Annotated in this window: 22 protein-coding genes; 6 read left to right on the plus strand and 16 right to left on the minus strand. The window is 61.9% G+C overall.

Annotation, left to right across the window (positions count from 1 at the left end; all coding sequences use genetic code 11):
* Nucleotides 1–14 precede the first annotated feature (14 nt).
* Nucleotides 15–992, minus strand: a complete 978-nt coding sequence (locus tag VNC39_RS12305; protein ID WP_325399612.1) for an agmatinase — start codon at nucleotides 990–992, stop codon at nucleotides 15–17.
* A 50-nt stretch (nucleotides 993–1,042) separates the two neighbouring features.
* Nucleotides 1,043–1,684: a glutathione S-transferase family protein gene (locus tag VNC39_RS12310; RefSeq protein ID WP_325399614.1), complete on the minus strand. Its 642-nt coding sequence runs from the start codon at nucleotides 1,682–1,684 to the stop codon at nucleotides 1,043–1,045.
* A gap of 220 nt (nucleotides 1,685–1,904) precedes the next feature.
* On the opposite strand from VNC39_RS12310, the gene VNC39_RS12315 reads away from it, so the two are divergent.
* The gene (locus tag VNC39_RS12315; RefSeq protein ID WP_325399617.1) at nucleotides 1,905–2,960 is read left to right on the plus strand and encodes a malate/lactate/ureidoglycolate dehydrogenase; all 1,056 of its coding nucleotides are present in this window, start codon (nucleotides 1,905–1,907) and stop codon (nucleotides 2,958–2,960) included.
* A 198-nt stretch (nucleotides 2,961–3,158) separates the two neighbouring features.
* Here VNC39_RS12315 and VNC39_RS12320 read toward each other — a convergent pair whose 3' ends face one another.
* The 4 genes from VNC39_RS12320 to VNC39_RS12335 all read right to left on the minus strand — a co-directional run bounded on the left by VNC39_RS12320 (nucleotide 3,159) and on the right by VNC39_RS12335 (nucleotide 8,575).
* Nucleotides 3,159–4,319 carry a DUF4331 family protein gene (locus VNC39_RS12320; protein WP_325399618.1) on the minus strand — a complete coding sequence of 387 codons (1,161 nt, stop codon included), beginning with the start codon at nucleotides 4,317–4,319 and terminating at the stop codon, nucleotides 3,159–3,161.
* 220 nt (nucleotides 4,320–4,539) lie between these two features.
* A complete protein-coding gene (locus VNC39_RS12325; protein WP_325399620.1) occupies nucleotides 4,540–5,610 on the minus strand; it encodes an isocitrate/isopropylmalate dehydrogenase family protein in 1,071 nt (356 codons plus the stop codon).
* 11 nt (nucleotides 5,611–5,621) lie between these two features.
* Nucleotides 5,622–7,031 carry an MFS transporter gene (locus VNC39_RS12330; protein WP_325399622.1) on the minus strand — a complete coding sequence of 470 codons (1,410 nt, stop codon included), beginning with the start codon at nucleotides 7,029–7,031 and terminating at the stop codon, nucleotides 5,622–5,624.
* 194 nt (nucleotides 7,032–7,225) lie between these two features.
* The gene (locus tag VNC39_RS12335) at nucleotides 7,226–8,575 is read right to left on the minus strand and encodes an MmgE/PrpD family protein (protein ID WP_325399624.1); all 1,350 of its coding nucleotides are present in this window, start codon (nucleotides 8,573–8,575) and stop codon (nucleotides 7,226–7,228) included.
* A gap of 99 nt (nucleotides 8,576–8,674) precedes the next feature.
* Between VNC39_RS12335 and VNC39_RS12340 the strand changes: the two genes are divergently transcribed.
* Nucleotides 8,675–9,340 carry an FCD domain-containing protein gene (locus VNC39_RS12340; protein WP_325399626.1) on the plus strand — a complete coding sequence of 222 codons (666 nt, stop codon included), beginning with the start codon at nucleotides 8,675–8,677 and terminating at the stop codon, nucleotides 9,338–9,340.
* Between the two features lie 10 nt (nucleotides 9,341–9,350).
* Here the strand turns inward: VNC39_RS12340 and VNC39_RS12345 are convergent, their stop codons facing one another.
* From VNC39_RS12345 to VNC39_RS12385, 9 genes are all read right to left on the minus strand, one after another.
* On the minus strand, nucleotides 9,351–10,298 hold the full coding sequence (locus tag VNC39_RS12345; protein ID WP_325399628.1) for a 3-hydroxyacyl-CoA dehydrogenase: 948 nt from the start codon (nucleotides 10,296–10,298) through the stop codon (nucleotides 9,351–9,353).
* A gap of 151 nt (nucleotides 10,299–10,449) precedes the next feature.
* Nucleotides 10,450–11,415: a 3-keto-5-aminohexanoate cleavage protein gene (locus VNC39_RS12350; protein ID WP_325399630.1), complete on the minus strand. Its 966-nt coding sequence runs from the start codon at nucleotides 11,413–11,415 to the stop codon at nucleotides 10,450–10,452.
* A complete protein-coding gene (locus tag VNC39_RS12355; protein ID WP_325399632.1) occupies nucleotides 11,416–12,183 on the minus strand; it encodes an SDR family oxidoreductase in 768 nt (255 codons plus the stop codon).
* A 173-nt stretch (nucleotides 12,184–12,356) separates the two neighbouring features.
* Nucleotides 12,357–13,079 (minus strand): ABC transporter ATP-binding protein, encoded by a 723-nt coding sequence (locus VNC39_RS12360; protein ID WP_325399634.1) that lies wholly within the window; start codon nucleotides 13,077–13,079, stop codon nucleotides 12,357–12,359.
* Complete coding sequence (locus VNC39_RS12365) at nucleotides 13,072–14,904, minus strand: branched-chain amino acid ABC transporter ATP-binding protein/permease (protein ID WP_325399636.1); 1,833 nt, start codon at nucleotides 14,902–14,904, stop codon at nucleotides 13,072–13,074. Before VNC39_RS12365 ends, VNC39_RS12360 begins: the two co-directional genes overlap by 8 nt.
* Before the next feature lie 44 nt (nucleotides 14,905–14,948).
* Entirely contained in the window at nucleotides 14,949–15,833 is an 885-nt protein-coding gene (locus tag VNC39_RS12370; protein ID WP_325399638.1) for a branched-chain amino acid ABC transporter permease, read from the minus strand.
* 80 nt (nucleotides 15,834–15,913) lie between these two features.
* Entirely contained in the window at nucleotides 15,914–17,047 is a 1,134-nt protein-coding gene (locus VNC39_RS12375; protein ID WP_325399640.1) for an ABC transporter substrate-binding protein, read from the minus strand.
* 179 nt (nucleotides 17,048–17,226) lie between these two features.
* Nucleotides 17,227–18,213, minus strand: a complete 987-nt coding sequence (locus tag VNC39_RS12380) for a glycosyltransferase family 2 protein (RefSeq protein ID WP_325399642.1) — start codon at nucleotides 18,211–18,213, stop codon at nucleotides 17,227–17,229.
* Nucleotides 18,214–18,674: 461 nt separating this feature from the next.
* Nucleotides 18,675–20,771 carry a tetratricopeptide repeat protein gene (locus tag VNC39_RS12385; RefSeq protein ID WP_325399644.1) on the minus strand — a complete coding sequence of 699 codons (2,097 nt, stop codon included), beginning with the start codon at nucleotides 20,769–20,771 and terminating at the stop codon, nucleotides 18,675–18,677.
* Nucleotides 20,772–20,981: 210 nt separating this feature from the next.
* On the opposite strand from VNC39_RS12385, the gene VNC39_RS12390 reads away from it, so the two are divergent.
* Nucleotides 20,982–21,266: a hypothetical protein gene (locus VNC39_RS12390; protein WP_325399646.1), complete on the plus strand. Its 285-nt coding sequence runs from the start codon at nucleotides 20,982–20,984 to the stop codon at nucleotides 21,264–21,266.
* Nucleotides 21,267–21,482: 216 nt separating this feature from the next.
* Here the strand turns inward: VNC39_RS12390 and VNC39_RS12395 are convergent, their stop codons facing one another.
* Nucleotides 21,483–21,680 (minus strand): heavy-metal-associated domain-containing protein, encoded by a 198-nt coding sequence (locus VNC39_RS12395; RefSeq protein ID WP_325399648.1) that lies wholly within the window; start codon nucleotides 21,678–21,680, stop codon nucleotides 21,483–21,485.
* Between the two features lie 183 nt (nucleotides 21,681–21,863).
* Between VNC39_RS12395 and VNC39_RS12400 the strand changes: the two genes are divergently transcribed.
* From VNC39_RS12400 to VNC39_RS12410, 3 genes are all read left to right on the plus strand, one after another.
* Nucleotides 21,864–24,110, plus strand: a complete 2,247-nt coding sequence (locus VNC39_RS12400; RefSeq protein ID WP_413788791.1) for a heavy metal translocating P-type ATPase — start codon at nucleotides 21,864–21,866, stop codon at nucleotides 24,108–24,110.
* 20 nt (nucleotides 24,111–24,130) lie between these two features.
* A complete protein-coding gene (locus VNC39_RS12405) occupies nucleotides 24,131–24,283 on the plus strand; it encodes a hypothetical protein (protein ID WP_325399650.1) in 153 nt (50 codons plus the stop codon).
* 80 nt (nucleotides 24,284–24,363) lie between these two features.
* Nucleotides 24,364–25,713 carry an alpha/beta hydrolase gene (locus VNC39_RS12410; RefSeq protein ID WP_325399652.1) on the plus strand — a complete coding sequence of 450 codons (1,350 nt, stop codon included), beginning with the start codon at nucleotides 24,364–24,366 and terminating at the stop codon, nucleotides 25,711–25,713.
* The last annotated feature ends 58 nt before the right edge of the window (nucleotides 25,714–25,771 follow it).

The following is a 25,771-nucleotide window of genomic DNA, read 5'->3' on the forward strand; positions in this document are numbered from 1 at the left end:
TTCGCCGGCGCGGATCAAGCCCGTTTGGCACGCTCGTGGAAGATCGATCCGATAAAATCCAGGCTGGTGCGCGCCGCGAGCAGCGAGGTGACGCCGGACGGATCGTAAGGCGGCGACACTTCGACGAAGTCGACGCCGACAACATTGAAGCGCCTGGCCACCTCGCGCAGGATGTCCTTGGCCTCGTAATAGGTGAAGCCGCCATGGCTGATGGTCGCCGTGCCGGGCGCGATCGACGGGTCGAAACTGTCGATGTCGATCGAGACATACACACGCTCGCCATCCGGGATATGCGCGAGGGACGCCGCCGCGCCGATGGTGCGGAGTTTACGCAACGGGACGACATGCGTGCCATAGGCCTTCGCCGCCTCGTAGTCTTTTTTGCTCACGGACGCCATGTTGTGGGGCCCGAGCGTGGTGATGCCTTTGACATGGGCCATTTCCGACGCGCGCCGCATCGGGCTGCCATGGCCCCAGCTGATGCCGTTGCGGGCATCGATGAAGTCGAAATGCGCGTCGAGATGGACGATGTGGATCGGCTTTTCGTTGGAATAGGCCGCGATCGTCGCCATGGTGATGGCATGGTCGCCGCCGAGAATGTAGGGCATCGTCTTGGCATCGAGCAAAGCGCGGACTGCCAATTCCGCGTTAGCCAGGCTGCGTTTGGTATCGGCGTAGATGACATCGGAATCACCGGCATCGACGATCTTCACCTCTTCGGCGGTGAGATAGGTGACCTCATCCTCGAAATCGAACACGCCTTCCGGGCCGAAGCTGTGGAACATCGACATTTCGCGAATGGCACGGGGGCCGAAGCGCGTGCCGACACGGTAGCTCGAGGCCGTGTCGATCGGCACGCCGAGAATGGCCACGTCGGCACCGTCGAGCTTGTCCCAGTCGGTGCAGGCGGGCTGGCCGGCGAAGGTCGCCAAGCCCACGAAGGGCAGGTCCATCCGTTCCGGCATATTGCGGCTGATTGTCTCGGTAGTCATAGCGGATCCTTTCACGCGCCGATTCGCGGCGGGTTGGAAATGCGGTGAATTCAGCAGATCTCTTCGGTGACGCCCTGGCGCTCATAGGCGCGGCGGACAGACGGCAGGGCCGTGACCCGGTCGAGCAGCTTGGCGATGTTGGGGCGAGACCGGGGCGGGTTGGTCATCGGGCGGGCCCAGCGGGCGAGCATGACCAGATAGAAGTCCGCGGCACTCAGCCGGTTGCCGAGGAAGAACGGGCCATTCGCGGCGAGATGATTTTCGATGACGTCGAGATAGGCGGCGGCGCGGGCCTCGGCGCCTTGCTTCACCACCGCAGTGGCGGCGGCATCGGTGCCGGTGAGGCGATCCGGGTACTGCCAGATCATCAGCTCTTCCTGCAGTGAGTTCGTCAGGAACGTGAGCCACTGATAGAATTTTGCCCGTTCCGGCGTGCCGATTTTCGGCGCGAGGCCGGCCTCGGGATGGCGGTCGAGCAGATGCAGAACGATCGCCGCCGCTTCGAACAACGCCAATCCATCGTCGACCAGCGTCGGGATGCGGCCGTTCGGATTGATCTTCAGATATTCCGGCGATTTCTGCGCGTTCACGCCGCGCTCGACCAGCACAAGTTCGTAGGCTTGGCCGATCTCTTCCAACACCATTTGCGGCGCGGCGTTGGCGTTGCTGGGAAAATAATGGAGCTGATACATTTTTCGTCTCCGTTGCGGTGATTTGACCTCCTGCAACATAAATTTGCGCGGCATCGGCCACAACGCGAGAGTTCCGTCGATTCCAGCCAAACTCCCGCCGGTTATGGCCGTCTTCGGCCGGCAGGCGCAATGGACAGGCGGCGCTTTCGCCGGCAAATTGGCATCAGGCTTCCGCAAATTCGCGACACAAAAATACAAAATCGTTTGGGGAACATCCGCCATGCCGCTTTTCCAGGAACAACATCTGCGTGCCGTCACCGCGCTCATCGTCCGCCGCATGGGCAGCGATGAGGCGGAAACCGCGCTGGTCGCCGACCATCTGCTGCGCGCCAATCTCGCCGGGCACGACAGCCACGGCGTCGGCATGCTGCCCGCCTATGTGCAGTTGCTGCGCAAGGGCTTGCTGGTGCCGAACCAGACCCTGCAAACGATGCTGGATTTCGGCGCGCTGCTGGTGCTCGAGGCGGGGCTTGGGTTCGGCCAATGCATGGCGGCGCAGGCCGTCGACCAGGCGATCCTGCGCGCGAAGACCCTGGGCGCCTGTGTGCTGGCCTTGCGCAACAGCGCGCATATCGGACGCGTCGGCACCTATGGCGAGCAGGCGGCAGCGGCGGGCATGGGCTTTATCGGCTATGCGAATGTCACCGACCATCGCGACATCTCCGCACCTTATGGCAGCGCGGAGGGCCGGCTCGGCACCAACCCGTTCGTGACCGCCGTGCCCGGGCGCGAAGGGCCGCTGCTGCTGGACATGGCCACCACCACCATCGCCGCCGGCAAAGCGCGCATCGCCCGCAATAAAGGGCTGGATGTGCCGGCCGGCTGCCTGCTGGACGCCGGTGGCCGGCCAACCCAAGACCCGACGCCCTTCATCGATGAGCAGATCGGCGCGCTCACCACGTTCGGCGCGCACAAGGGCTCGGGCCTGGCGGTGATGTGCGAGATCATGGCCGGCGCCATCGGCGGCGGGCAGCGCGCCGGTGAGCCGTGCCGCGGCGGCATCGTCAACAGCATGTTCGCGGTTCTGGTGGATTTGTCCCCGCTCGGCGGGGCGACGCTGCAAGGCGCGGTGCAATCCACGCTCGAGCATATCCGCTCCGCGCGCGTCGCTCCCGGGTTCGCGGAAATCCTGCTGCCCGGCGAGCCGGAGCGCCGGGTGGCGGCAGAGCGCCGGGCGCAGGGGATTCCGGTGGATGAGAGGAGCTGGACACAAATCCGTGACGCGGCGGTGAGCTTGGGCATCACCGACGCCGAGCTGGAGGCTTGTGCGCAGTAAGGGTTCAGCAAGCGGCCGAGTTTTAAAAAAGCGGCGCAAAAATTTTTTAATTTTTGGGCCCGTGGCATTGCGATGTCACGGGCTCCAAGGAGCAAGATTTTCGGTCGTGGATTGGTTTGAAATTCTGCTCCCGACCGATGCAGACCACTTGGTTAGTGCGGCGGGAATGCGTTCGCCAGGGCCGCACTCTGCAACTGGTTACGCGGGAACCACATAGGGGAACGAGTCGGTTCTCTGGGCCTTGGCGACGGACGGCTTCAGCCCGGAGGGTACAGCCGTGCCGGCGACGAGAGACATCATGGCTTCGGGTGCGTTGTCCGCCAGCGGCCGGCCGTTGCGGGTGGCGAAGCCGTATATCGCGGGCGTCCCCACGGTGTAGTGCAAGACATCGGGGAACAACTCCTGGACCACGGTCTGGGCGTAGGCATGCGGGTCGCCCGAGGTACCGCTGGCCGCGACAACGGCGGCAATATGCTCCGCGATGTGTTCGCGCTCCGCCTCAAAGTCCTCGAACGGGCTGCTTTTGTTAGCGGGATTCGTAAAATACGTGTCATCCGGCCAGAAGATCGGCCACATCATGGGATGCCCGCCGCGGTTGATTTGACGCCACCCGCCCGCATCGGTCGCGAGTTTGGTGGCGCACCAGACTCCAATACGGGCGCCGGGTTTGAGTTGGGGGTGCTGGTGAGAGACTTCCAGCACGATCGATTCGACCATCGTGCCGGCAAAGCTGTTCTTCGCGCTCTCCGGGTTCCAAGACGACAGGTCGATTGCCGTGCCGCTATTGACCGGTCCGTTGATTCTCGCGAGCAGCGACAGATCGATGTAGAATGGGTCGGTGATGCGCCCCGCCCATAAACGGACGCCGCTCGCGCTTGCCGGCTCGCCTGTCTGGCCGCTCAGCACGAGTTCGCCGGTTGCGGAATCCTCGCGGGCATCCTGCCCGGTGAGAACGTGTAATTTCATTGCCTGCCGCCCGTCTGCGCCCGGTTCATCGAAGGACACCCGGTATGTCAGGGCTTCGGAAGCCGCGCCCCCGGGATGCATGTTGAACTCATAGCGCGCCTCATGATGGAAACCGGGCTTGACGTGCACTCCGGTAATGTTCGAGTTGACGTCCATGATGAACACTGTGCTGCCGCTGCCCGAGAAGACATACAGGTCGTCGATAAAGAGCTGGCCATTCTGAGCTGCGAGGGGCGTGTCGAGATGGTGAGACATAAAAGCATTCCCTTCTTTACCGTGATAGGGCAGTTCGTCGGCGCGCAATGCCGGTAAATAGAGCGCCGACAAGGCAGCGCCAAGTCCGGTTTCGATTGCGATACGGCGTGTCATGTTCAGCGGAGTTCGCATTGTCATGCTCCCCTCGTTACGCCCAGGAATTCCCTTTGAGGCCTGCGCAAACTTTTGTTCAAAATAGGCTTGCACCTAATGAAATGAACATTACCGGCACGTGGCGACGCTAATACATTGGTTGATTCGAGTCCATCACAATCCGTATGACGCTCGGATGACTAGCCAAGGTTACGCAGGGCCAGAAGCCGTCGAGCATGACGTCCGACGGCTCCGTCCGCTCTCTTTATCCCATCGCCAGGACGATCGCATCGCCCATTTCCGAGGTCTTCGCGGTGCCGCCGAGATCGCCGGTGAGGAATTTCCTCTCTTGCATCACGGTGTCGACCGAATTTTCGATCAGCGCGGCGGCCTGCAATGCTTGTGCTGAATTGTGCTTGCGGCCGAGCCAGTCGAGCAGCATCTGGCCGGACATGATCATCGCGTAGGGGTTGGCGATGTTCTTGCCGGCGATGTCGGGGGCCGAGCCGTGCGTGGCCTGCGCCATCGCGTGGCGCGGGCCGGCGCACAGGCCGGGGGCCAGGCCGAGGCCGCCGACCAGGCCGGCGGCTTCGTCGGTGAGGATGTCGCCGAACATGTTGGTGGTGACCACGACGTCGTATTTCTGCGGCGTCATCACCAGGCGCATCGCAAACGTGTCGACGATGGCCTCCTGCATCTGCACATCGGGATATTCCTGGGCAATACGCTTGCATTCTTCGACGAACATGCCGCAGCCGAGCTTGAAAACGGTGTCTTTATGCACCACGGTCAGTTGCTTTTTGCGAGAGCGCGCCAGCTCGAACGCCTCGCGCGCAACCTTCGAGGAGCCATTGCGCGTGATCACACGCACCGAAATCGTCACGTCATTGGTTGGCCGGAACTCGCCGGAGCCGGCGACGACGTTGCGGTCGGGTTGAAAGCCTTCGTTATTCTCGCGCACGATCACGAGGTCGACATTCTGATGCACCGACGGGATGCCGGGGTAAGAGCGCACCGGGCGAATATTGGCGAACAAATCGAAATGCTTGCGCAGAATCGGGTGCGGGTTCACCGTCTCCTTGACCTTCGGGTAAGCTTGGTGGCCGATCGGGCCGAGCACCCATCCGTCGAGGGCTTCGAGCCGCTCCAGCGTGTCGGGAGGCAAGGTGAAGCCGAGCGTATCGAGCGCCCGTTTGCCGATCGGCACCGGCTCCCAGGCGACCGACAGGCCGGTGATTTCGGCGGCCCGGCGCATCACCTTGATGGTCTCCGGCACTACCTCGTGGCCGATGTCATCGCCTTCAAGAATGCCGATTTTCAGCGTGTCGTTCTGCAATTTCACGTTCCTTAAGGTGAGAGAGTTTCGAGGGCTTGCCCGTTGGTCTTCGGGCCAAAGACGCCGATGCCGACGATAATCGAGAGCATTGCGGCACCAATCATGATGAACACGGCTTTCGCGCCATAGGCCGCCAAAAGGTCGCCGACCCAGTAGCCGACAAAAATCGAACTGACGCGGCTCCACGAGAAAGTGAAGCCCAGGGCGCGTGCCCGGATACGGGTTGGGAACAATTCCGCGGCGTAGGGATGAAAAACGCTGATCATCCAATTGTTTCCCAGCGCGATCAGGCCGCCGGCGCAGACGATGACCGGCACGCTGGTGCCGAGTGCAAAGACCGCGCCGGCACCGCTGATCAGGCAGGCGGTGAAAACCAGCTGCCATTTGCGTTCGATCCGTTCCGAGAAATAGGCGCCGCAAGTCGCCCCCACGGGGGCAAGAAGGACGATCATCAAAGTGTAGTTGAGAGAATGCACGACGCTGATGCCGTGCTTCATCAACAGAACTGGAACGAAGGCGGTGAAGCCGAACACGGCGATAGTCTGGGCGAACTGGAAGACCGAGATGATGAGCGTGCGGGGAAGGTAGAAGGCGCCGAACATTTCCTGCCATCGTGCGGAGTCATGCACCGCTTCCGGCGCATTTTTGCGATCCGGAGGGGGAAGGGGCGCACCGCGTTCGCGCACGACATGGTTTTCAATTTCGGTGACGACCGCGTCGGCCTCGGCGAGACGGCCATGCGCTTCCAGCCAACGCGGCGATTCCGGAAGGCCGCGCTGTAAGAACCAGATGATCAGGCCGCTGGCAGAGCCGAAGAGAACGACATAACGCCAGCCGGCGATTCCAAACGGATCGTGCGGCACCAGCAGGGCGGCGAGCAGGGCCGCACCGGGAATCGCCGAGAGTACAAAAATGAAAGATGTTGTCATATAGCGCCCGCGCGAGGCGCGCGGGGTCAGTTCGGAAATATAGCTGTCGTTATTGATGAGCTGCATGCCGACCGCAAAGCCCGCAATGAGCCGCGCCAGGTCGATCAAGGCCGGGTTACTGAGTACCCCCACCATGAATTGCGCGGCCGAATACACCACCATGGACCAGATGAAGATCGAACGGCGGCCGAAGCTGTCGGAGATGAAGCCGAACAGGCAGGTGCTCAGGAACATGCCCAGGAAAAATGACGCGAGGAAGCTCGCGAAACTGTGCGTGTCCAGCAAGCCTTTATTTGTGAGTGTAAAAATGCCCGCGCGCACCAGGCCGAGCGAGATGAAGCCCGGCATGAACAATTCAAAAAACTCAAACCATCCGCCTGCCGCAATCCGTGCGATCAAGCCCATCAGATAGCGCGAAGAAGCGGGCAGGCGATCGATGCGCGCGAAAACAGTGTAGTCCTGGTCGGGACTTTGTACTTTATGGATTTTCATGCGTTCCCCAATTTTTTTATTTAAGTCTTCGACATCAAGGCGGATTGCGCAGTGCCTTCAGAATTACCAAGCCGCGTCGGGCTCCGGCGTAGTCAGGCAGTGTTTTGGTGTGCGCCGCACACCAAGAACGCCGTCTTCCGGCGTATGGGACTGATTATACGGATGTTCTCCTGTCGATTGTTTTTCCGGTATGGCTACAGCCGAGCGGCCGCGGAAAGCTTTCCGACATCGTTGAACCGTTCCAGGTCCCAGCACTGGGCGAGGAGTTCCTTGACGCGCTGCGGACCGAGGATATCGTCTGCGAGGTCTTGGAATTTCCTCTCCAGGTCGGCATCGGTCATCGGCCGCGCGATGCTGCCGATGGCGTGCGGCACGTGGTGTTCGATCACGGTTCCGTCCATCAAGGTCACTGTGATACGCACTTCATCCGGGGCGATTGCGGGGTCGACCGTCGCCTTGATGCGCTCGCGCAGCGCGATGACATTCGGATTCACGACCGCCTCGTTGGAAAATTGTTTCTCGCCGCCTGTGCCGTCGATGAACGCCATCGCCGCAGCGTGATACACGCTGAATTTGCCCTCGAGGCCGGTTTTCGGCGCGGTCTTGCCGGTGAGCTCGAGCACGAGGTGATGAACGCGCAGATCGACCGAGCGGATCAAGGTGGGATCGAGATGTTCGGCATTGCGCAACTGGATGCAGCCGTCGATGGTCGGGTGAATGACGATGCCGCAGGCGAACGGCTTGTAGCTATTGACGGAAATTTCGTAGCTTTTGCCGAGATTTTCCGTGATCTCATCATAGTTGCGGCTGGTGCTCAGAACATTGGCCCAGCCGCGCTTGGCCTCGATCCCCTGCTCCGAGCTGGTATAGCCTTTTTGCGCCAATAACGCGGCGGTAAAGCCGTTTTGCGCGGCGCGGCCGGGGTGGAAACTCTTCGTCATGGTGCCGAACATGTCGCGCAGCCCGACCGGCTGTGTCGCGGCAAGCCCGAACGCCCAGGCCATGCGTTGCGCATCCAGCCCCAGCAATTTGCCGACCGCAGCCGCTGCGCCGAAAACCCCCGTGGTTCCGGTGATATGCCAGCCGACATCGTAATGTGCCGGGAACACCGCTTTGCCGATGCGGCACTCAACCTCGACGCCGAGGACGAGCGCATTGATGAAATCAGGGCCGGTGACGGGCCGATATTCGGCGTAAGCCAGCAAGGCGCTTGCCACCGGGCCGGCGGGGTGGATCACCGTGCGCAGATGCGTGTCGTCAAAATCGAACACGTGCGAGCTGATGCCGTTGAACAAGGCGGCGTGCAGCGGGTCCGTCCGCTCGGCGCGGCCCAGGATGCTGGACGTGCCGGCGCCGGCAAACGGGCTGAGCGCGGCAATCGCGATATCCAGGGTCTCATGATGGGAGCCGCCAACGGCGCACCCGACCCAGTTCAGAAATGTGCGCTTTGCTTCCTTGCGGACGGCGTCGGGCAAGGCCTCCGGCCGGGCTTCGACAACATAATTAACGGGCCTGTGTCGGGCTACGGGACATTTTCTCTCCAAATCGGCTGTTTTGGGTAGTGTTGTCAGATTGTCGACAATAGGACAAGATGCAAAAAACAGGCGTGACCCCGGTAGAGTTGCGCTGTAAAGGTCAGGCCCATGACGTCAGCGCTCGACAATCTCGACTTTTTGCAGACCAAGACGGTCGCCGACCTGGTGCAGCAGGAAATTTTGCGGATGATCAAAAACGGCGACCTGCTCGCCGGCGCCCGACTCAACGAGTTGAGCCTTTCGCAGATCCTGCGCGTCAGCCGGGCGCCGATCCGCGAGGCGTTCCGCGCCCTTGAAGAGGCGGGGTTGGTCAAACTGGAGAAAAACCGCGGCGCCTTCGTGCGCGAAATCTCCGCCGAAGAGGCGCGGGAATTATATGATTTACGCGCAACGCTCGACGAGATGACCGGAAAATGCCTGGCGACACGTATCACCCGCGGTCAGGTGGACGAACTTTTCGCCTGGCTGGACCGGCTGGAGGATGCCGCCAAAGCCGTCGGTCCGTATTTCACCCTGAACATCGCGTTTCACGATCGCATCGTCGAGATGACGGGCAACACGGTTTTGCTGGAATTCTACCGGCGCGTTATTGACCGCATGCATCTGCTCCGGCGCCAGAGTTTTGCCGCCCCCGATGGCAATACGCCGTCCCGCCTGGAACACCGCAAGATTGTCGAAGCCCTGCGAAGCCAGGACCCCGAGCGCGCCGGCGCCGCGCTGCGGGCCCATGTCGAGAACGGTTTTCAGCGGTTCCTGGATATTTGCGCCACGTAGCCTTCCAATCTTAGCTGTCTTCCGTTTGATCCCGATCCGCCATGGCGCGTTTGTGCCGGGCCAGATTCATCAGGCGGCGATCCCGCCATGCGGAGCGCGTGGCGAGAGACGCTTGGGTGAGTGCTTCCCGGCGTTGCCGTTCGACCTCCGCGATCAACGCATCATCCCAATCGCGAACTTCGCGCCGGGAGTCGTGGATGTCTTTGTACAGCGGGCCGAAGCGCCGCGCGTAGTCGGCCACGCCGCCCGGCGCGTTCAGGTCGATCGTCTCGAACGGGCCCATGAAACTCCACCGCAAGCCAAGCCCCGCGGAAACCGTGCGGTCGATATCCTCAACCGAGGCAATGCCGTCCGCGACAAGCTGCCAGGCTTCGGATAAGAGCGCCCCTTGCAGGCGGTTGATCACGAACCCCTGGATTTCGCGCGTGAGCGCAATCGGCTCCTGGCCCACTTCGGACATCAAGGCGCGCACGCGCGCCATCGTATCGGGTGACGTCCATGGCGCGGGGACCAGCTCCACCACGGGGATGAGATAAGGCGGATTGGCGGGATGGGCGACCAGGCAACGCGCCCGGCACGCGACATGGTCCGTGAAGGCAGAGGCCGGTATGCCCGAGGAGGAACTGCCGATGACGGTGTCGGGGCCGACTACGTTATCGAGCGCGGAAAAAATTGCGCGCTTGTCGGCCACGGTTTCAAAAACGCTTTCCTGGACATAAGCGGCGCCTTCGACCGCCTCGGCAAGCGACGAAGCCTGGCCGATACGCGCCAGGACCGTGGCGCTCTGGTCGATGAGGCCGTTATGCTCGAGATCACGCAGCCGTTCGGCGATCATCGCAACGGCCTTGTCCGCGGCACCGGGCACGCTGTCGAAAAGCGAAACAGCGCAGCCGGCGCGGGCAAAAACGATGGCCCAGGCGGAGCCGACCAGGCCGGTGCCGATGATGGCGATTTTCATGGTGGTTTCCTCTTTGTTCAGTACAATATTATTAACCAAAAGGACGGAAGCGCTACTTTTTGTGAACAAAAAGTAGTTTTTTGTTAGTTTGGGCCCATGCGGTTCCAACGCCCCGGGCCCAGCATAACAAAAGTTTTTGGTGCCGCTTTTTTCAAAAAGCGGCCGCTTCCTTGCCTTTGAGCGCCAGCATGCCCCGCGCTTCCTCCGGTGTCGCAACAGCGAGCCCCAGCCCCTCGATGATTTGGCGCACCTGGCGCACCTGCGCTGCGTTGGTTTCCGCCAGCCGGCCGGCGCCAAGCCACAGGGAATCCTCGAGCCCCACGCGAACATTGCCGCCCATCGCCGCTGCCTGTGCCGCAATCGGCATCTGGTGGCGGCCGGCGCCGAGCACGGACCAGCGATAATCGGCTCCGAACAAACGGTCGGCCGTGCGTTTCATATGCAGCACGTCTTCAGGATGCGTGCCGATGCCGCCGAGAATGCCGAACACGGTCTGGATGAACAAAGGCGGCTTCACCAGGCCGCGGCGATAGACATGGTGCAGATTGTAGAGATGGCCGACATCGTAGCATTCGAACTCGAAGCGCGTGCCGGATTCGCCGAGCGCCTTGAGGACATATTCGATGTCCTGGAAGGTGTTGCGGAAAATCAGGTCGCGCGAGGCTTCGAGCACTTCCGCCTCCCAGGCGTGCTGGAATTCCGTGCCGCGCTCGAGCATGGGGAAGAGGCCGAAATTCATCGATCCCATGTTCAAGGACGCGATCTCAGGCTTGAACAAGGCGGCCGGCCGCACCCGCTCCTGGACCGTCATATAGGGCGCGCCGCCTGTGGTAATGTTCACCACGGCATTGCAGCGCGCTTTGATCCACGAAAGAATCGGCGCAAAAGCTTGCGGCGACTGGTCCGGCTTGCCCGTTTGCGGGTCACGCGCGTGCAGATGCAGGATCGACGCGCCGGCTTGTGCAGCCTCCACCGCCGATGCGGCGATCTGCTCCGGCGTGACCGGAAGATAAGGCGACATGCTCGGCGTGTGGATCGCGCCGGTGATCGCGCATGTGATGATGATTTTGCGTTCCGGGCGTGCCGTGTTGTTCAATTCGATCTCCCGTTGGGTCATTCAGAGCACGGCGGTGATGCCGCCATCGACGTAAATGATCTGGCCGTTCACGTAATCCGACGCGGCCGAGGCGAGAAATATGGCCGCACCGATCAGGTCTTCCGGCCGTCCCCAGCGTTGCGCCGGGGTGCGCGCGTGCAGCCAGGAGGCGAAATTGTGATCTCCGGCCAACACAGAGGTCATGTCGGTCAGCATGAAGCCCGGGCCGATCGCGTTGGCCTGGAGCCCGTGCGGGGCCCATTCGGCGGCCATGGCCTGGGTGAGCAGCTTGACGCCGCCTTTGGCCGCCGCATAGGGCGCGACCGTGGCCCGCGCCAGCCCGCTCATGAGCGAGCCGATATTGATGATCTTGCCATGCCCGCGCGGGATCATCCGCTTCGCCGCTTCGCGCCCGATAACGAAGGCGCTGGTCAGGTTCGTGTCGATGACGCGCTGCCACTCCGCCGTTGCCAGCTCGACCATCGGCTTGCGCAGCTGGATTCCGGCATTGTTGACAAGAATATCGATGCTGGTGCCGGCTTCATCCAACCGGGCGAACGCGGCAATGATCGCGGCTTCGTCGGTCACGTCGAAGCTCAGCTCCTGCACGGAATATCCGGCCTCCCGCATCGACGACGCCGCGGCGCTGAGCCGGGCGGCATCGGTGCCGTTCAGCACGATGGAAGCGCCGGCCGCCGCCAGGCCCGCCGCGATCGCTTGCCCCAGCCCACGTGACGAACCCGTGACGAGAGCGGTGCGGCCGGAGAGGTCGAAGATTGTCTGTGCCATTTTTTAGTTCCCTCGTAAGGAAAGCAAAAGGAAGGACTACTTTTTGTGAACAAAAAGTAGCAAAAAAACTTTATTTACTCTGGGCTACGGGCATTATCGCTGACACAGCCCATGGCCCAGCATAACAAAAGTTTTTGCGCCGCTTTTTTCAAAAAGCGGCTGCTTACTTCACTTCACGCTACGCCATGGCCCGCCCCCAACAAAGCGCTTTTAAATGAATTGTCCTGCAACAGATTCGCGCTGCGATCCGTGCGAATGATCCGACCGGTTTCAAGCAAATACGCGCGATGGGCGATGCGCAGGCTGAGATTCACATTCTGCTCGACCAGCAGGATCGTCATGCCTTCGCGGTTGAGTTCCTCAATGGTGCGGAACATTTGTTTGACGACGACCGGCGCGAGGCCGAGCGACGGTTCGTCGAGCATCAGCAATTGCGGGCGGGCCATCAGGCCGCGCCCGATCGCGAGCATCTGTTGCTGGCCGCCGCTCAACGACCAGCCCATTTGCGTGTAAAGGCGCTTCAGGTCGGGGAAGATGTGGAGGATGCGCTCGATATCCTGCTCCGTTTCGCGGTGCGAGACACGGCGGTTGGAGGTGCCCATGATCAGGTTTTCGCGGACCGTCAGCCCGGGAAACACATGCCGCCCCTCGGGCACATGCGCGATGCCCATGCGTACCACCTGCTCCGGGCTCATGCGGTCGATCGGCTTGTCCTGAAAAATGATGCTGCCGCGCGCGGGATGGATGAGGCCGGAAATCGCTTTCAGCGTTGTCGATTTTCCAGCGCCGTTCATCCCGAGCAGGACGATGATCTCGCCCGGCATCACGTCCAGGCTGATATCGTGCAAAGCGCATACGGCGCCGTAATTCGCTTGGATGTTATGGACTTTAAGCATAGGCGATGTCATCCCCGAGATAGGCCTTCACCACGGCGGGATCCTGCAGCACATGCGCGACCGATCCTTCGCTGATTTTCTGGCCGAAATCCATCACATAGGCGCGGGTTGCGACGCTGGCGACGAACGACATGTCATGCTCGATCAGCAACATCGTCAGGCCCAAGGCGTGGATGCGATACAGGATTTGCGAAAGTGCTGCGGTCTCTTCGTGATTCATGCCGGCCGCGGGTTCGTCGAGCAGCAAGAGCTCCGGCGAGGAGACGATGGCGCGGGCGATCTCGACGATGCGTTGCTGCCCATAAGGGAGATTTTTGGCCTTGATGTCGAGCCGGTCGAAGCCGAGAAATTGCAGGACCTCCCGTGCCTTGACGCGGGCGGCCGCTTCCTCCCGATAGCCCAAAGGGCGCGAGAGCAGGGTGCCGATGAGCCCGACCGTGCCCTTCGAATAATAGCCGACCGCGACATTCTCCAGCGCCGTGAGTTCGGGGAAGAGGCGGATGTTCTGGAAGGTCCGGCAGATGCCGAGGCGATTGACGCGGTTGGGAGGCGTGTTGCCGATCTCCTGCCCGCGATACATGATCGAGCCTGAAGTCGTGTTGTAGATTCCGCTCAGCACATTCAGGACGGTGGTCTTGCCCGAACCGTTAGGCCCGATGAGCACGGCGACATCGCCTTTGCAGATCGTGAGGTCGAGATTCTGTACTGCCTTGATCCCGCCGAAATGTTTGCTGAGGGATTTGATTTCGAGGAGCGGTTCGGTGGTGGCGCAGGGGCGGGCGGTCGGCGCCGATGTGGTGGGGAGTGGTGCGGGCCGTGCCGGCTGTGGGCGCGCCACCGTCAGGAATTTCCGGCTGAGCGCGGCGGTGCCGCGCAGCAACAGGCCGTACAGCCCGTCGGGGAGAAACAGCACGACGACGACGATCAGAAATCCATAGATTGCAATCGTATAAGCGTGCAGGAATCTCAGGACTTCCGGGAGGAAGGTGATGAGCGCGGCGCCCAGGCTGGTGCCGACGATCGATTCGCGGCCGCCGACCAGCGCCATGGCGAAGAACGAGACGGATTGATAGAAGTTGAACACGTCCGGGCTGATATATAGAGAGCCCGATGCGTACAGGACGCCGCCCAGCCCCCCCAAAGCGGCGGAGACGGCGAAGGCCAGAACCTTGGTCCAGAAGACGCTGATGCCGTTCGACGCGGCGGCGATTTCATCTTCCCGGAGCGCGAGCAGGGCCCAGCCCAGCCGCGATTGGCGCAGCCGATAAACGATGTAGGCGGCACCGCAAAAGACGATGAGCGAGAACCAGTAGAAACCAAGGTCCGTCGATATGCCGAGGCCAAGCAGCGTGGGGCGGGGGATGTTGGAAATGCCGTCAGCGCCGCCGGAAAAGCCGCGCCAGTTGTTCAGGACGACTTGCGTGATGATCTGAAAGCCGATCGTGACCAGCGCGAGATAATGACTGGCCAGCCTCAATGAGATGGCGCCGAGGATGAAGCCGAACGCCGATGTCACCGCGAGTGCGGCCAGGAGGCTCAGCCAATAGGGAACATTGTACGTCACGGCGAGAACGGAAAATACATAGGCGCCGATTCCGAAAAACGCGGCCTGGGCCAGGGAGATCTGGCCGGAATAGCCGAGAAGAACGGTCAGGCCGAGCGCGGCGGTGGCATATGATACCGTGAGGATCAGCAGCGTCTGGTAATAGGCGCCGGTACGGCCCTCCGGAAGAAACAGCGGGATGAGCGCAAGAATGATCGGGAACGGCAGAAATTTTAGAATTTTTACGATCATGCGGAATTCCCCGGCGAGCATCAAAATCATGGCGTCCTGGCGACGCCGTAAAGCCGTCATCTCGTGGACGGAAGTCAGACCTTTTGCGAGACTTTTTCGCCAAAGAGGCCCAGCGGCCGGAAGATCAGAAACAGGATCAGGAAGACGAATGGAAACGCATCATGGTAGGCGCTGGAGATATAGGTGGCGCCGAAGGTTTCGACCAAGCCGATGGCCAGGCCGCCGATGATCGCGCCTTTCATGCTGCCGAAACCACCGACGATGGCGGCCGCGAAAGCTTTTAACGCGATGGTCGCGCCCATCGTGGATGTCACCAGATAGACAGGCGCGATCAGCAGGCCGGCAAGCCCCGTGAGACCGGTGCTGATCGCAAAGGTGAGGGCCGCCATCCGTGTGACCCTGATGCCCATGAGGCGCGCGGTGTCGGGATCCTGCGCCGTCGCCTGCAATTGCTTGCCGAGCTTGGTGTGTTCGAGGAACCAGTGCAGCAGTGCCACCATGGCAGCGGTGACGACGATGATGACGAGATATTGCGGGTACAGCGAGACGCCCGCGACGTGCACGGATTGCGCGCGGAAAATGCTCGGCAGCTGATAAGGGAGCGGGCCGTAAATGATCAGGAACAGCTGCTCGATGAAGGTGGAGGCGCCGACCGTCGCGATCATCACCGGCAGGAAATTGCGTGCGCGACGGCGAACAGGCTGGTAGATCAGTAACTGAAACAGGGCACCGCAACAGGCGGCGAGAAAAATGCTCAGAATGATGGCCAGCCATAAAGGCAGCCGGGCGCCCAATTGCAGGCTCACCATGAAATAGGCGCCGATCATCGCAAAATCGCCCTGTGCGAAATTCACGACATTGACGGACGAATAGATCAGGCTGAAGCCGAGGGCGACGAGACCGTAAATGCTGCCGACGGCGATGCCGGTGACGGCAAGCTGGAGGATTTCAGATAACAAACGCGTTCTCCTGCGGTGCACGGCTGAAATTATGGCGGCATGCGGCGTTCAAGAACGCCGTATGCCGCGAGCCATCGGAGCTACGATGAACTGAAATCGACGAACTTGATCGGCGCGGCGGTTTTATTCTTCATCTGCACCACCCAGTACCCGTGCAACCCGTCGCCGTTCCGGTCGAAGCTGTAAGTTCCCTCGACGCCGGGGTAATTCTGTACCGCGTGAAGCCCTTTCTGAATGGCGCCGGGCGATGTTCCGTCAGCGGCGATCACCTGGGAAACGACGTTCACGGCATCATACACCCAGGCGCCGAACAGATCCGGCGCGCTATGATATTTGGCCTCGTAGGCGCTCGTAAATTCTTTCGAGACCGGCGTTCCCGAGGCGACGAAATCCGACACGCCATACGTGCCGTTCACGGCATCTCCGGCAAGCTGGATGTCGACGGCGGTGGCAATCGACGGCGAGCCCATGATGGCGATGTTCAAGCCAAGTTGACGCAGCTGCTTCAACATCTGCGCTTCGTCTTCGGCGTTGGTCATATAGGTTTCCAGCGTATCCGCGCCGGATCCTTTGATGGTCTCGAGATATGACGTGTAGTCCTGCGCGGCCGTGGTATAGCCCTGGTCGCTGACGATCGGGACGCCGTCTTTTTTGAACGCAGCGATCAGCAGATTGTTACCTGCGGACCCGAAGGCATCCGTATCATAGAGGATCGCGACCTTCTTGCTGCCCATGACCCCGGTCGAGTAAGACGCCATCGCCTGCGAGGCATATGTGTCATTGGGACGGAAGCGAAAGACCCAGGGATTGCCGACATGCGTCAATTTCGGGTCGGTGCCGCCGATGAGTGTGGGGATCTGGTCGCGCAGAGCGTAAGGGAGTGTCGCTTGAACAATCGTGCTGCGGACGGAGTCGATGATCGCCACGACATTCGGGTCTGCGGCCAATTTTTCATAGGCGGAGACGCCGGCTTGGTTTTGTCCACGATCGTCTTCGACGATTAATTTCACCATCTGTCCATGGATGCCGCCATGCGCATTGATTTGATCGACAGCCAATTGGGCGCCATTGACCTTGTGACTCCCGCTCAATGCGGCGGGACCGGATGTGTCGGCCAGCATGCCGATTTCAATGGTTCCGCCGGCTGCATAAGCATTGTGCGACAGAACCAGGAAAGTGGCCAAACCAATTCCCAAAAGCGGGCTATTGGACATTTATTCCCCCGTTATTCTTATTTGTATGTGAGACGGGTATGCGGTGCCTAACCCAAAGTCAAGGGAAAAGGCAGGGCAATTTCTGAAGCGCCACGAGGGGCGGCTTATCCATGGGGGTGCCGTGCTCGGGCGGTCTCACCGAAAGTTGATGCGCCAGTGCGGCGCGGACGCATGCCGCTTCAGCGTTGCGCAAACCGCAGCGAGATCAGGCGGACGGCGAGCGGCTTCGGCACCACAAGGGTCAGGGCGGCCCAGGTGCCGACGATGAGCCGCCGCTTCATCGGCATAGCCGGAAACGACCAGACGGCCTGCCACGCATCGCGCATGGCGCGTTGGCGGCTATCGTCGACGAGCGGGTGCGTGGCCGGTGCCAGCCGCAGGGAGGCCACACGCAGTTGCAGCAAATGCAAACTCTTGAAGATGTTGTTCTCGCTGAGCGCGATCCCCGCAGCCTCGGCGGTCTTTCGCGCGAATTTCCATCGCGCGTCGGCGCGTGCAACCTCGCGTCCGAAGCGTGCATAATTCGACAGGAGGTTGCTGTCATTCTGTCCATGCACGCGGTATTGCACCAGCGGCTTGGAGATGGTGACGACGTCACCCAGAAACGGCGCGGCCGCAAGGCAGGCGGAATCGGAAAAGGTCCCGCAGAAATCGTCCAGCGGGAAAATCCTCTCGAGAAATTTTCGTGAATAGACATTGCCCGATCCTGGCGGTGTCGGATAGGCCGATGTCTCAGTCGCCCAGGAGCGGATCAGCGCCGGCGTCGGCATCGGGTCGTAAATCGGGAAGACGCCGCCGGTGGGATTTCCCTCGCGGTCGATGCGCATCATCTGGACCTGCACCTTGCTCACCCGATCGGACCAGATGGCGGCAACCTCGGCGGCGATGTCAGGCATTAAAATATCGTCGGAGTCAAGAAAGATGACGGCATCGCCGGTGGCGCGCGCAAAGCCGGTGTTGCAGGCGACCCGCTGCGTGCGGTTGGGCTGAAAGATGGCGATGATCCTGTTGCCGTAACGTTCTATGACGTCGCGGGAATTGTCCGTGGATCCGTCATCGACGACGATCACCTCGAGGTCGGGCCAGGCCACGGCAAGCGCGCTCTCGATGGCGCGGCCAACGAAACGTCCATAATTATAATTCGGAATGATGACGCTGAATTTCATTTTCGAATTCATATAAAGGAGGTCATGACACACTATATAGGAAAATGGAAAGTTGTTTAATATAGGAATACGCGAGATGGTGTCGTCAGCCATATAAAAAGATGTCGAGAGTCACGAAGTTGAACCGCAGGCTTCGCGCATGGGCCGTACGAGGCCGGACCAGGGACGAGGCCAAATCAGAAATTAGAGGCGTGACCGCGTAAAGCAAATAAAATTTGCGTTCATACGATTTGTGGTTGTATGTCGCGGCAACAAGGCCAGGTAATGCCGTCTACTCTACCGGTGGTATAATGACGCCGGATATTTCAGATGGTTTTGCAAAACGAGTGTGCAGCTTAACGTATTGTTTGTTACGCCAAGCGGTAGAGTTCCGCGCTCGTTTAACGCCGTGAGCCGCGCTTTTAGAAATGACAGAGAGGTGGACTGTTTTCGCCGCCGCGGCGCGCCATGTGAACATGCTGTTAACGGCTTGGCGGCGGCTCCGCGCTCAAGGAAGCTTCGACATCGCGGATGACGCTGCCCCATGCGCCCCGTTGGTTCTGGCGGAATAATCTCACCGAGCGATACCACGGGCTATCCCGGCGCTCCATCAACCAGCGCCAATCGGGCGCGAAGGGCAGCATCACCCAGGTCGGGCGGCCGATGGCGCCCGCCAGATGCGCAGCCGCCGTGTCGACGGTGAGCACGAGGTCGAGCTGGGACATGGCGGCGGCGGTGTCGGCGAAATCCCCGAGCGACGGTGACAGATCCTCGATCGCGCCCGCCGGGGCGGCGTCGAGATCGGCGCGCCGTTCCCCCACTTGAAGACTGTACCAATGAATACCGGGAATGTTCCACAATGGCGCCAGGGCCGCGAAGGGGAGAGACCGGTTGCGGTCATTCCCATGGCGTGGATTTCCCGCCCAGACGATTCCGACCCGTCGCCCCGCCGTGGGTGCAAGACGCTGCCGCCACTGCAAGCGTTTCGTTTCATCGATTGGGATATAGGAAAACGGGGCAGGAATCGTGGCCAGGCTGGTGGCGAAGATCCGCGGCAAGCTCAGCAGTGGGCAATGGACATCGAACGCGGGGAAGGGGTCATCAAGGGCGGTCACGCCGTCCACCCCTTTCACGCCGGAGAGACTTTTCAGCAGAGAGCGGGGCGCCTGCACGAGGATTCGCGCGCCGCTTGCGGCGACCAGTGTTGCATAGCGGCAGAACTGGATGGTGTCGCCCAGCCCCTGTTCGGCATGCAGCAGGATTGTTCGCCCGCTTAAATCCTCGCCTTGCCATTGCGGTTGGGAAAAGCGGCGCAGACGTGCCGCGTTTTCGGGCTTTCGCCAGCGCCACTCATATTCCGTCCACCCGTTCGGGAGGTCGCCGGCCACCAGCAGCCCGATCCCCAGGTTGAAATGCCCCTGGGCGTGGTTCGGCTGCTGGTTGATCGCGGTCTTGTAAGCGGCGAGCGCCTCGTCGAGGCGGCCCGCATTTTTCAGGGCGTTGCCGAGGCCGGAATGGGCATCGGCGAGATCAGGCTTGATGCCGAGGGCCCGATGGTAAACGGCCATCGCCTCGTCGAGGCGTCCGAGATCCTGCAAGGCGTGACCGAGATTGGCATGGGCTTCAGCGAAACCCGGCTGCAGGCGGATGGCGTCGTGATAGGCGGCGACAGCCTCATCGAGGCGTCCGAGATCCTTCAGCACGTTGCCGAGATTGGAATAAGCCGCGGCGAAATCCGGGTTGCAGTCTATGGCGTCACGGTAGGCAACCACGGCGGCGTCGAGGCGGCCTGAGTTCGTCAAGGCGTTGCCGAGGTTGGAGTGGGCCTCGGCGAAATCCGGCTTGAGGCGGATGGCCTCACGGTAGGCGGCGACGGCGTTGTCGAACTGGCCCAGATGACTGCAGGCGATGCCCAGGTTGAACTGGGCTTCGGCGAAATCGGGCTTGGCGCGGATGGCCTGGCTATAGGCGGCAATGGCCTCGCCCAGCCGCCCGGACGCTTTGAGGGCGTTGCCGAGGTTGGAATAAGCATGCGCATCGCCTGGCTTGAGGCGAATGGCCTGGTGGTAGGCGGCGATGGCGTCGTTAAAGCGCCCGAGGGTCTGCAGGGCATTGCCGAGGCCGGTATAAGCTTCGGCAAAATCCGGTTGGTAGCGAATGGCGTTGTCGTAAGCGGTTACGGCCTCGCCCGGGCGCCCTGCCTGCTTCAGGGCATTGCCGAGTTTGGCGTGGATCTCGGCGAAATCCGGTTTGCAGCGGATCGCCTCATGGTAGGCGGCAATCGTTTCGTCGAGGCGTCCGAGCGCCTTCAAAGCGGTGCCCAGATTGGCATGATAGGCGGCGATGTCCGGCCTCAGCGCGATCGCCCTGCCGATGGTTTCGACGGCGACGCCATGCTGTCCGGCCTGATGAGCGATTGCCCCGAGCAGATGCAGGGCGTCGGCATGGCCTGCATCCATGGCCAGAACCTGGCGATAAGCAAGCTCGGCCTCGGCCAGGCGGCCGGCGCGGTGGTGCTGTAGGCCGGCATCCAGCAGCGCCGGAAGCTCGGATAACGACGGCGGGTCTGATGCTGACAAAGTCCGGTCCGGATCCATAGTCCCTCTGAGGCTTTCGGCCTGTCAGGTTTCCCTTACCTGAATGGCGGCCTCCTAACCTAGCGTGAAGCGCTTTCACAGGGCGCGGGGCCGCCCGCGTGCCCGGGCTGCCGGAAAAATGGCGGCACGCTCTTATATGTCTCACGGATTTCGATTAAGCTCTGAACATATTCATTTAGATCCGACCCATTCATGAGCGACTCCAGTTCGTCCGAGCCCCCCGAAAACCGCCGCAACCGGCCGCGTCCGCGGACGATCAAAAGTGGAAAACTGTTCTTCGGAGGCTTTCATAAGACCGTCTTTGACTGCCTGGTGCTGGACCTCTCGGAAACCGGCGTGCGGATTGAGACCGCGGTGATGATTGATGCCCCCGAGACGGCCTTCCTGCAGATCCAGGATGAAATGATCGGCCCAATGACGAAGCGCTGGACGGCGGGCAACCAGATCGGTTTCGAGTTCGCGCCGCGGGGCGGTTAAGAAAGGAAGGCTACTTTTTGTGAACAAAAAGTAGCAAAAAAACTTTTTTATGCCGGGCCATGGGCGATGTCGGCACCAACGCCCATGGCCCAGCATAAAAAAATTTTTGCGGCGCTTTTTTTAAAAAGCGCCTGCTTTCTTTCTTACTTGCATTTGCGTCGATTGGCAGGGAGGCGGCCGTCGTGCCTTCAAAGGCGGCGCCTCGGACCCCGGCTGTCAGTTGACCTTGTAGCCTTCTTCCTCGATCGCCTTGATCACGGCGTCGGCGGGGATGGGCGTACCGCCGGTGATCTTCACCAGTCCTTGCTGCCGGTCGACGGCAACAACCAATTGCGGGGCGACGGAATGAACCGCCTCCGTGACCGCTTTGACGCAATGCCCGCAGGTCATCCCCTCAACTTTCAACTCCAGCATATGCATCTCCATCACATGAGTCCGGACGGAGCTTGTCTCCGTCCATCGGACCGATGCTCGACAAATGGAGATTCCTACAATGGGAAGGTCAAGCGGCCTACGGGACAAAATTTCGATTTGACATTCCAACCGTAGGAAGGTGCAGCTTGTGCGCCGAAGACCTACGGAACATTGGAGACCGGCATGAGCGAAACTGGTTTGGTCGAGCGGCGAGAGGCCAAGGACGCCGCGCTGCACCACGGCGCGACCATGGATTTCGGCGTCGAAGGCATGACCTGCGCCTCCTGCGTCGGCCGGGTGGAGCGCGCGATCCGGAAGGTGCCCGGCGTGGCCGATGTGGCGGTCAACCTCGCCAGCGGCCAGGCGCGCGTGACCTTCATGACCGACGCCCCCGAGACGGAGCTGGTCACGGCGGCCGTGACCAAGGCGGGCTATGGCGTGAGCATCAAGCCAGCGGAACAAGCGGATGAGGGCCAGGCCGAGGAATCGCGGCGCGCGCTCCGTCATGCCGGGATCGCTGCCTTGCTCACCTTGCCGCTGTTTGCCGGAATGGTCCTGAGTCTCGCCGGTTCGCCCGCGATGCTGCCCGGCTGGGTACAGCTGGCCCTCGCCACGCCGGTTCAGTTCTGGCTGGGGTTCAGATTCTATCGCACCGGCTGGAAGGCGGTGCTCGCCGGCGCCGGCAACATGGAATTGCTGGTGGCGCTGGGCACGTCGGCTGCTTATGGCCTCAGCCTGTATCTGCTGATCCGGGCCTGGGTCGTGGGCGGCATGCCGGACCTTTATTTCGACGCCTCGGCGATGGTCATCACGCTCGTCCTGTTCGGCAAATGGCTGGAAGCCCGGGCCACGCGCCAGACCGGCGCGGCTCTGCGCGCTTTGATGGCGCTGCGCCCCGAAACGGCGCGCCGGCGCGAGGCCGACGGCACCGAACGCGAAGTTCCCGTGGCCGCTGTCGCCGTCGGCGATCTGGTCGTGGTTCGGCCGGGCGAACGCATCCCGGTCGACGGAATCGTCGTCGAGGGCAGCAGCGCCACGGACGATTCGATGCTGACGGGTGAGAGCCTGCCGGTGCCGAAATTTTTGGGCGACCGGGTGATCGGCGGGGCGATCAACGGCGAGGGCGTGCTGGTCGTCGAAACACGGGCGGTCGGGGCGGAATCGACCCTCGCCCGGGTTGTGCGGCTGGTCGAAAATGCCCAGGCGGCGAAGGCGCCGATCCAGAAAACGGTGGATCGCGTGGCTTCGGTGTTTGTCCCCGTCGTGCTTGGCATCGCCGCACTCACCTTCCTTGGCTGGTGGCTCGCCGGCTTCCATGGCGCGCCGGCGGTGCTGGCGGCGGTCGCGGTGCTGGTCATCGCCTGCCCCTGCGCGCTCGGGCTCGCCACCCCCACCGGGGTGATGGCCGGAACCGGGGTGGCGGCAAGGCACGGCATCCTGATCAAAGATGCGGAAACGCTGGAGATGGCGCGCCGGATCGACACGGTCATGTTCGACAAGACCGGCACGCTCACCGCAGGCAACCCCTCGATCGTCGCCATCGAAGCCGTGGACGGCATCGCTAGCTCTGAAATTCTACGCCTCGCCGCCGGCCTGCAGCAGGCCAGCGAACACCCGCTGGCCAAGGCGGTGCGGACCCGGGCGGAGGCCGAAAATGTTCAGGTCCCTCCTGCGCGGGACGCGAAAGCCCTGCCGGGCCGCGGCATGGCGGCCAATATCGAGGGCCGTTCCCTGGTCCTGGGGTCGCGGCGGATGCTGGACGATCATGGCCTCGACCCCGCGCCACTCGCCGCTTCCGCCGCGCGGCTACAGGCAGAAGGGCGGACCGTCTCCTGGCTTGCCGATATCGGCACCGAACCCGCGCGTATCCTCGGCCTGATCGCCTTTGGCGACGCGGTCAAACCCACCGCTCGGGCGGCGGTTGCGGCACTGCGGGCGCAGGGGCTGCATGTGGCGATGCTGACCGGCGATAACGCAGGCAGCGCCAAGGCGGCGGCCGCGGCGCTCGGCATCGACGATGTGCGGGCGGAGATCCTGCCCGAGGACAAGGCCGAGGCCGTCGCGGCGCTGCGCCGGGCCGGCGGCGTCGTTGCCATGGTGGGCGACGGCATCAACGATGCGCCGGCCCTGGCCGCGGCGGATCTCGGCATCGCCATGGCGACCGGTTCCGACGTCGCCATGCATACCGCCGGCGTCACGCTGATGCGCGGCGACCCCGCCCTGGTGGCCGACGCGCTCGATATCTCCCGCCGCACCTTCAACAAAATCCGCCAGGGCCTGTTCTGGGCGTTCATCTACAATGTCATCGGCATCCCGCTGGCGGCTTCCGGCCATTTAAGTCCGGTCCTCGCCGGCGCGGCGATGGCGTTCTCCAGCGTCAGCGTGGTTTCCAACGCGCTTCTGCTCCGGCGCTGGCGGCCGCGCAGGTAAGTAAGGAAGGAGCCGCTTTTTTGAAAAAAAGCGGCGCAAAAAACTTTTACGATGCTGGGTTATGGGCAATGCCGCTGACAACGCCCATGCCCCAGCATAAAAAAAAGTTTTTGCGCCGCTTTTTTCAAAAAGCGGCTTCTTTCTTCACTTTAACTAACCATGTTCCAAGTTGAATTGACGCTGTCCTGCCCGCATACCATCGCGGCCAAAGCGCAGATTCAAGCGCGCAATAAGAATTAAGAATGGAGGAAACATGGACCGGATTCATACGCTCTTCGTGGCGGCCCTCATGTCGGGCGCCGCCATACCCGCGACAGCGCTGGCGCAAGGCGCCTGTCCGGCGCCTAACGCGTCGCTGCCGTCCGGCGCCAACAGCACCAACCCATCGGCGCCGTTTTACATCGACACGACGGGGCTCGATCTCAAAACAGCACCGCCCACGCGCAATCCGTTCAGCCCGAACGACCCTCACGCGACAGCGCTGGCTGCAGGCAAGCTTCCGTCGCCGAGCGCGATCGGCAATTTCGTCATCGGCCCGGTGCATCGGCCCGCGCCGGAAACCAGAGCACGGCCCGGCGTGCCAAAAGGCACAATCTACGCCCTCACAATGTCTTCGGCCGACAGCACCATCTACAAGCCCGGCATTGTCCGCGACGATCCGAATGACTGCCTTAACGCCGCGCTCGAACAGGGCCACACCGCGCCCGGCGATCCTTCAAACATATTGGTGCCGACCAGCCATGCCGGCATCTGGACGCGCCCGGTCGATGTCTATGTTCCGGCCGGTTACGTCCCGGGCACGGACGCGCCCTTGATGGTCGTCGGCGATGGCGGCCCGCATGGCTTCTTCAACGAACGGCAGCTCTTCACCGTGCTCGACAACCTCATCTACGAGCATCGGCTGCCGGCTATGGTCGTCGTCAGCATCGGCGCGGGGGGCCAGGATGCCCAGGGCAGCGAACGCGGCCTGGAGTATGATACCGTCTCCGGCACCTACGCCGAATGGGTGGAAACCGAGGTTCTTCCCTTCGTGGAGCAGCAAACGCATGTGAATCTCACCAAGGACCCGGACGGGCGCGCCACGCTCGGCATCAGCTCAAGCGGCGCCGCCGCCTTCACCATGGCCTGGTTCCACCCTGAGCTATATCACCGCGTGCTCGCTTATTCGCCGACCATGGTGAATCAGCAATGGCCGCATAATCCGGCGCTGCCCGGCGGCGCCTGGGAATATCACGATGCCTGGGCCGGCCCGGCTGTTGCCCCGCGCGCCGTCGACGGACTCAAAGTCACGGCAACCAACGCCGCGGTGGGCGTGCCGCTCATTCCCAACAGCCCGACCAAACCCATCCGCTACTGGTTCGAGACCGGCGACCGCGACCTTTTTTATCCGCTCGCGACCATGCCCGACGGCATGCATGACTGGACGCTCGCCAACGAAGACATGGCCCGCGTCCTGGCCGCCAAGGGCTATCAGTATCAGTTCGTCTTCTCCCGCAACGCGACTCATGTCGACAAGGCGACCGTCGCCCAGACCCTGCCCGAAGCCCTGGAATTCGTCTGGCGCGGCTATCCGGTCGTCCAGGAGGCAAATTCGGTGAAGTAAAAAAGGGAAACTTCTTCAAACCGGGCCCGTGCTGCTTTCGCTGTCTCCGGCCCAGTTT

This window comes from Acidocella sp., assembly GCF_035535915.1.
Lineage (GTDB): Bacteria > Pseudomonadota > Alphaproteobacteria > Acetobacterales > Acetobacteraceae > Acidocella.

What these genes read in the sequence shown, in the direction of transcription:
- VNC39_RS12305 (WP_325399612.1), bottom strand. Translation starts at nt 992, where the DNA reads ATGACTACCGAGACAATCAGCCGCAATATGCCGGAACGGATGGACCTG.
- VNC39_RS12310 (WP_325399614.1), bottom strand. Translation starts at nt 1,684, where the DNA reads ATGTATCAGCTCCATTATTTTCCCAGCAACGCCAACGCCGCGCCGCAA.
- VNC39_RS12315 (WP_325399617.1), top strand. Translation starts at nt 1,905, where the DNA reads ATGCCGCTTTTCCAGGAACAACATCTGCGTGCCGTCACCGCGCTCATC.
- VNC39_RS12320 (WP_325399618.1), bottom strand. Translation starts at nt 4,319, where the DNA reads ATGACAATGCGAACTCCGCTGAACATGACACGCCGTATCGCAATCGAA.
- VNC39_RS12330 (WP_325399622.1), bottom strand. Translation starts at nt 7,031, where the DNA reads ATGAAAATCCATAAAGTACAAAGTCCCGACCAGGACTACACTGTTTTC.
- VNC39_RS12340 (WP_325399626.1), top strand. Translation starts at nt 8,675, where the DNA reads ATGACGTCAGCGCTCGACAATCTCGACTTTTTGCAGACCAAGACGGTC.
- VNC39_RS12345 (WP_325399628.1), bottom strand. Translation starts at nt 10,298, where the DNA reads ATGAAAATCGCCATCATCGGCACCGGCCTGGTCGGCTCCGCCTGGGCC.
- VNC39_RS12350 (WP_325399630.1), bottom strand. Translation starts at nt 11,415, where the DNA reads ATGACCCAACGGGAGATCGAATTGAACAACACGGCACGCCCGGAACGC.
- VNC39_RS12355 (WP_325399632.1), bottom strand. Translation starts at nt 12,183, where the DNA reads ATGGCACAGACAATCTTCGACCTCTCCGGCCGCACCGCTCTCGTCACG.
- VNC39_RS12360 (WP_325399634.1), bottom strand. Translation starts at nt 13,079, where the DNA reads ATGCTTAAAGTCCATAACATCCAAGCGAATTACGGCGCCGTATGCGCT.
- VNC39_RS12365 (WP_325399636.1), bottom strand. Translation starts at nt 14,904, where the DNA reads ATGATTTTGATGCTCGCCGGGGAATTCCGCATGATCGTAAAAATTCTA.
- VNC39_RS12375 (WP_325399640.1), bottom strand. Translation starts at nt 17,047, where the DNA reads ATGTCCAATAGCCCGCTTTTGGGAATTGGTTTGGCCACTTTCCTGGTT.
- VNC39_RS12380 (WP_325399642.1), bottom strand. Translation starts at nt 18,213, where the DNA reads ATGAAATTCAGCGTCATCATTCCGAATTATAATTATGGACGTTTCGTT.
- VNC39_RS12390 (WP_325399646.1), top strand. Translation starts at nt 20,982, where the DNA reads ATGAGCGACTCCAGTTCGTCCGAGCCCCCCGAAAACCGCCGCAACCGG.
- VNC39_RS12395 (WP_325399648.1), bottom strand. Translation starts at nt 21,680, where the DNA reads ATGCTGGAGTTGAAAGTTGAGGGGATGACCTGCGGGCATTGCGTCAAA.
- VNC39_RS12400 (WP_413788791.1), top strand. Translation starts at nt 21,864, where the DNA reads ATGAGCGAAACTGGTTTGGTCGAGCGGCGAGAGGCCAAGGACGCCGCG.
- VNC39_RS12410 (WP_325399652.1), top strand. Translation starts at nt 24,364, where the DNA reads ATGGACCGGATTCATACGCTCTTCGTGGCGGCCCTCATGTCGGGCGCC.